Raw genomic sequence first — 6,194 nt, forward strand, 5'->3', positions numbered from 1 at the left:
CGGGGTGTAGCTCAGCTTGGCTAGAGCGCTTGCCTTGGGAGCAAGAAGTCGTCGGTTCAAATCCGGCCACCCCGACTGACCGCCCGCCCTTTCCACGTCCGACCGCCCAGTATGCCCACCATCGTCGTGACCGGCGACTGCCTCCGCCCCTACCGGGACGGGTCGCTCGACGGCAGCAACGTCCAGACCCGCTGGCTCCATGCACTCATCGAACGCCAGGTCGTCCTCGCGACCGGCATCGCGCCGAAGCTCCTGATCCTCGACCCCGACCGCGGGATCGACGCGCACGCCTTCTAACGAACGCACGGCCTGACGGACCGGCTGAACGCCTGGGCCGGCATCTACGACGGCCGCCGGCTGCACGCGGAGGTCACCGCCCTGTACGAGCCACACGTCCGCGGGGCGGTCGTGATCGGGTTCGAGATGCCGCCGTACCTGCGGTCGGCCCTGACGGCGCTCGGCGTCCCGTTCGTGGACGTGTGGGTCCACCCGATCCGCTTCCTGGACGACCTGCTCCTCGGCGTGCGGTCCTCCGACCCGGCGAGCGACGCCGCGATCCGCGGCCACGCGGTTAGTGAAGACGAGGTCTGGATGACGGCCGGGCTGCGGCGGGCGACCGTCACGACTTCGCCGTACAGCGTCCTCGACCCGGACACGACTCTTTTCCTCGCGCAGGCGCGGATGGACAAGAGCCAGGTGTTCGACGGCCGGTTCGTGGACGCCGGGGCGTTCGACGACGACCTCCGCCGACTGGCCGCCGAGCCGGGGCCGTGGCTGCTGAAGCCGCCCCCCTACGACCCGGACCACCCGCTCACCGCCCGCGTCCGGGAACTGGTCCCCCGCGCCCGGACGGTCACGGACAACGTCTACCACCTGTTCGCCCAGGACGAGGTGACGCGCGTGGTGTCGCTGAACTCCAGCGCCGCGATCGAGGCCCGGTACTTCGGGAAGCGGGTCACGCTGCTCATCCCGCCGGTGATCGAGGTCGGCTACCGCGGCGGGACCGGCAGCCCGTACTGGTCGCTCGACCACCGGCTGCTGGACCCGGACTTCTGGCGGCAGGCCCTCGCTCCGCTCGTGCCGACGACCCCGCCGGACGGGTTCCGCCACGCCCCGAAGCCGAACCGCCTGCGGATCGCGCTCCACTCCTTCTGGGGCTTCCAGCAGATCGACACGGACGCCTTCGTCCACATCGCCCGGCCGCCGGGCGGCGACACCGGCCACGTCCCGATCCCGAGCGCCGCCGGCCAATCGGCGAACCTGCTGCCGGTCCTGCACCTGCTCCACCCGGCCGAGGGCGACCGCGTCGGCCGGTTCGTTTTGCTGCCCGGCCGGGAGGAGCCGCGGATCGAGGTGTACGGCCCCTACGCGACGCGGCCGGCGGACCGTTACCGGCTGACGATCCGCTCCCGCGCCGCGGCCGCCGGGTCGTTCTTCGCCGACGTGTGCTTCGACTACTCGAACTCGTTCCTGCTCCCGCGGGCGGACATTCACGCCGGCGGCGCGTGGGAAGCAGAGTTCGAGGTCGCCGAGGCAACGCCGGGGATCGAGACGCGGCTCTGGAGCAGCCGCACGGAAGTGCGGATCGACGCCGTCGAGCTGGCGTGCCTCCGGCTCGGCCCCGTCCCGCCGCCGGCCCAGACGGCTTGAGCGGCGGCACGTCGTTACTTCGCCCGCCTGGCACCTAGCACGACGCCTATCGACCCGATGAGTGGAATCGCGATCGCGTAGCCGAGCGGTTGGCGGGCGGCCTTCAACCGTTCCGCGGTCGTTGTCGATATCGGAACGTCGCCGTTCGGCCAAGCCCCGGAAGCAGGCAGGTCGGTCCCCGCCAGAGGTCGTTCGGCCGCCAGGGCCGACGGCCCGGTTCGCGAGTAGCTCATCGCCGCCGACCCCAAGCCCAGCACGACGACGAGGGCGACGAGCACCGGCACCGGCCGCGGCGACCGCGCCACGCGGCGACACACCCACCCGCCGACCGCGGCGGCCACGAAGCCGAGTGCCAGCGCGTAAACGGACCAGCCGGTCGTCACCTCGGTCGAGCCAGGATGAAGGGCGAGGTCCGGCTCGACGAGGGCGACGGAAAAGCCGGCCAGCACCAGGGCGGCCATCGCCGCGTACCCGGCGGCCACGGACAGGACGGAACGAAACATGGGAGAACTCCCGTGAAGAAAGTTTGGGGATGAAGGTTGGGATTCAGGCCGTGCGGCCGAGGTGGTCGAGGGCCGCGACTTCCGCGGCGTGGATCGCAAGGACGCGGTCGCGGAGGCGGCCGCGGAGGTCGGCGCACTCCGACGGGGTGAGCGGGAACCGCTCGCGGGCCTCGGCTTCCAGCTCGCGGATCGCCCGCCAGCACGCCGCCCGGTCCGCCTCCGGGCCGTCGGTGTCCACCAACTCCGCGTACTCCGTCAGCCGGGTCTTCGCCGCCGCGAGGAGCGGCACGCCGTTGGGCAACGCGGCGTCCGCCAGGTCGGACCACAGTTCGCCGAGTCGGGCGTAGTCCGCGGCCGGCTTCTCCAATCCCGACTCGCGGAGAAAGTCGGCCATGAGCGGCCGCATCAGCCCGCCGCCGGTCCCGTAGTGCTCGACGTAGAAGTGTAGGTAGAGCAGCCCCGTGAAGAACCGGTGGCCCGGCGCGAAGGCGTGCTCCCACCGGTCCGGTCCGCGGGTCGCGGTCAGCCGGTCGGCCCACGATATCAGCGCGTCCGGCGTGAAGTTCCGCCGGGCGTTCGCCGGGGCGTCCGCGCCGGCCATCCCGCGGCGGCAGGCCGCGACCGCGTCCCGGACCAGTTCCCCCCGCCCCCGCGGCTCCGCCACCGCCGCCACCGCCAACAGTCGGTACTTGTCCTTCTTGATCCGCCCCCGCGCCGCAGTGAGCGCCGCCAGCGGCAGCTCGACCGGCTCGTCCGCCAGGTCGCCGATCGTGGCCGTGCCGGCCGCCGGGTTCACGCCGTAAACGGTGACGACGTGATACCCGCCGCCGGTCGCCGACAGGTGGTCCAGTCCACGGTGCGGCAGGAGCGCCACGTCCACCCAGGCGACGCACGGGCCGTGCGCGTCCAGGGGCTCGCGGAGGTTCCGCTCCGCCGCCCGCGGGGTGGACGCCTCCGTCACCGCCGGCGTCAGCCCGAGCCGTTCGCACGCCCGCGTCAGGTACAGCCGGTCGTCGTGCCACAGGTGGCGGCCGCCGACGAAGAACGAGGCGAAGTCGGCCTTCTCGTAGTGGAACGCGAACACGCCGATGCCGACGCCGCCGGCCAGCCCGAACGCCGTCGGCTCGGCCAGCTCCCGGCCGTGCCGGGCGAGCAACACGCGGAGCGCCGTCGCTGCGGGGACGACCCCCGGCCGGTGCGGCGACGAGGGCACGCTCGCGGTCCGCAGGAGGACCCGGCGGGCCGCCGCGTATCTTAGGCCGGTCTTCTTCATGTGATCGCGGACGAGCTGCTTGAAGTGCTTCTGTCGGGTCATTGTCAACGCCCTCGCACGGACCGCCGGCAGCCCACGCCTGCCGGCCGCCCGGTCGGGAGGCCGTCGATCAATGAAGGAAGTTGCCGCCGCCCGAGGACGTGATCCCCTTGACCCCGGACCGGGCCGCGTGGGTGGCCCGCAAAGGAGTGCCGACGGGAGCGTGTCCGCCGTGCCGAAACTCTAACCGACGTTCGGTCGCGAGGCAAGGGCCGTAGCCGCTCCCGCGTGAACCGCCGGCCGGGTTCGCGCGTCTTATCCTGAAGTCGCCCACCGCGAGGGGCTGGTGTTCCGCCCGGCCCGCGAGGAGTTCGACGAGACGCTCGGCGGCCGCCTCAGCTTCAAGGCGATCAACCCGCAGTTCCTGCTGAAGTACGACGAGTGACCGCGGGGCCGCTTCCTGCCCCGCGGTCAGCCCGCCGCCCGCTTCGCCATCCCCTTCATGACCATGCCCATGATCCGCACCCGCGCCCAGCGCGGGAGCGTCGCCTGCGAGTAGACGAGCAACTTCGACAGGAACCCCGGCAGTACCGTCCGCCGGCGGCCGAGCGCGTCCAGGATCGGGCCGGCCAGCGACTCCGGCGTCATCGCTTTGCCCATCCGCATCCCGGCCCGCGCCGCGAACCCCGTCCCCGTCGGGCCGGGCGCGGCCGCCAGCACGTCCACCCCGGCCGTGGACAGCTCCCCGCCGACGCCCTCGGCCAGCGATTGGACGTAGGCCTTCGTCGCCGCGTAGTGGGCCGACCACGGCACGCCCTGGAACGCGACGATGGAGCTCAGCAACACGATCCCGCCGCGGCCGCGGTCCCGGAGCCGCCGGCCGAAGTGCCACGTCAACGCCGTCAGCGACCGACAATTCACCGCGAGCATGTCGAGTTCGGTTTCGAGCGGCGAGTCGAGGAACGGGCCGGACGTGCCGAACCCGGCGGACGCGACCAACAGGCCCACGTCCAGCGTTCGCGTCTCTTCGAGTAGCGCCGGGACGCTCGATTCCTGGGCGAGGTCGAGGACGACGACGCGGCACGCGATGCCGTGCGCGGCCGCCAGCTCCTGCGACAGCTTCTCCAGCTCGGCCCGGCCGCGGGCGACGAGCACGAGGTTGAACTTCGCCGCCGCCAGCGCGGCGGCGACGGCCCGGCCGATGCCGGACGACGCCCCGGTGACGACGGCCCACGGGCCGTACCGGGCGCGGTAACGGTCGGTTCGATGGCGACGTGTGAACACGCGATTACTCCTCAAGACGGAAAGCACTTCCCGAACGCCGTCAGCAGCGACAGCTTACCCTTCACCCGCACCCGGCGGCGGACGATCGCCCAGACGATGCTCTTCTCTTTGCGAAGGAAGCCGAGCCACGTCGCGGCGTCGGCCTTCACCGCCAGGTCCGGCGTGCCGACGTGGCCCGCTTCGACCTTCAACGCCTGGTCGCGGATCGTAACCGTCGTCGTCGCTTCCTCGCGGCCGGTGAACGTGAAGTGGTAGACGGCGTTCAGCCCCTTCGACTGCCCGGCCTGGAACACGATCGGCATCCCGCGAATGAACCCGGCGACGCTCGACGGCCGGACGCCGTTGACCGGCTTCGCGGCCTTGTGCGGGAACCGCTTCGCCACGTACTCGGCCGCGTCCGACTGCGGCACGACGTAGATCGGCTCCTCCTTCTGCTGGAGCGGCTTCACCCGTTCGTCCACGAACTTCCCGCGGTCCGCGAGGAACGGCGCGATCACGTCCTCGCCCGCGGGGCAGACGGCCAGGCAGTACGCCGCCTTGTAGTTCGCCCCGAAGCTCAGGCTCTGCCACATCGACGCCGTCTCCTGGTCCGTCACGCGGTGGCGGTAGTCCGTCGCGTCGCGGCTGTCCGCGATCTGCTCGACCCAGTCCGTGAACCCGCTCATGAACTCGCGGTAGTTGTGCGTCAGGCAGGCGCTCGGGTCGAACCGGCCGTCCGGCTTGATCGCCCCGACCGGGCACGCCGCCACGCACAACTTGCACGACAGGCACGGGTTGTAGTCGATCGGCCGCGACTCCGCGTCCACGTCGTGCGCGAGCAACAGCGTGCCGAGGATGATGAAGTTCCCGAACCGCGGGTGGATGACGTTCCGGTGGACGCCCATCCGCCCCAGCCCGGCGGCGACGGCGACCGGCTTGTGCGACACGACCCACACCTTGCCGGGGAAGCTCGACATCTCCATCGGGAACCCGGACGGCGGGTTCATCGCACGAACGCCTTCGGCTTCCAGCTGCCGCACGATCTCGCGGGCGGCCTCGTTCGCGTGGTCGGTCGTCTGGTGGAATTCGAGGTTCGCGACGGACCGCTTCGGCGTGCGGATCGCCTCGCGGTTCATGCGGAACACCAGGGCGATCAGCGTCCGCGTTTCCGGGAAGGCGTCGAGGATGTCTCCGCGCTGGTCGTCGAGTTCGGACCGCGTGAGCGGGACGAACCCCACGTCGTCCGCCCCGGCGTCCCGGCAGAGCTGCCGCAGCCACGCGGCGGACAGCGGCCCGCGGCCGGGACGGGCCGGCCGCTCGCGGACGGCGACGACGGTGGGGTGCGAGTCGAGTGCGGCCATGCAAGGAACCTCCGCCGGAGTGCTAACTTGCTTTTTGCAAGTGACATACTTGTTATTTGCAAGCGGGATGAGTAAAGTCAAGAGGGTTGACTGTTTTGTTCCCTCCCCCCTTGGGGGGGAGGGTTAGGGAGGGGTGTCGGCCCTCGTCCCGAGGTGAGCAGCGCG

At 71.5% G+C, this 6,194-nt stretch carries 6 protein-coding genes and 1 tRNA gene; 3 read left to right on the top strand and 4 right to left on the bottom strand.

The features are described from left to right. The 3 genes from AC5JJ2_RS03940 (at position 1) to AC5JJ2_RS03950 (ending at position 1,650) form a co-directional block, all read left to right on the top strand. Positions 1–75 (top strand) — tRNA-Pro (locus AC5JJ2_RS03940). 36 nt (positions 76–111) lie between these two features. Continuing rightward, the gene (locus tag AC5JJ2_RS03945) at positions 112–297 is read left to right on the top strand and encodes a hypothetical protein (protein WP_495856654.1); all 186 of its coding nucleotides are present in this window, start codon (positions 112–114) and stop codon (positions 295–297) included. Between the two features lie 111 nt (positions 298–408). Beyond that, complete coding sequence (locus AC5JJ2_RS03950; protein WP_495856655.1) at positions 409–1,650, top strand: hypothetical protein; 1,242 nt, start codon at positions 409–411, stop codon at positions 1,648–1,650. Positions 1,651–1,664: 14 nt separating this feature from the next. Here the strand turns inward: AC5JJ2_RS03950 and AC5JJ2_RS03955 are convergent, their stop codons facing one another. From AC5JJ2_RS03955 to AC5JJ2_RS03970, 4 genes are all read right to left on the bottom strand, one after another. Continuing rightward, on the bottom strand, positions 1,665–2,153 hold the full coding sequence (locus AC5JJ2_RS03955; RefSeq protein ID WP_495856656.1) for a hypothetical protein: 489 nt from the start codon (positions 2,151–2,153) through the stop codon (positions 1,665–1,667). Between the two features lie 43 nt (positions 2,154–2,196). Next, positions 2,197–3,468, bottom strand: a complete 1,272-nt coding sequence (locus AC5JJ2_RS03960; RefSeq protein WP_495856657.1) for a BtrH N-terminal domain-containing protein — start codon at positions 3,466–3,468, stop codon at positions 2,197–2,199. A gap of 408 nt (positions 3,469–3,876) precedes the next feature. Continuing rightward, entirely contained in the window at positions 3,877–4,689 is an 813-nt protein-coding gene (locus tag AC5JJ2_RS03965) for an SDR family NAD(P)-dependent oxidoreductase (protein WP_495856658.1), read from the bottom strand. Positions 4,690–4,700: 11 nt separating this feature from the next. Beyond that, positions 4,701–6,029, bottom strand: coding sequence for an SCP2 sterol-binding domain-containing protein (locus AC5JJ2_RS03970; protein ID WP_495856659.1), 1,329 nt, complete (start codon positions 6,027–6,029; stop codon positions 4,701–4,703). Positions 6,030–6,194 lie beyond the last annotated feature (165 nt).

The organism is Limnoglobus sp. (assembly GCF_059499385.1).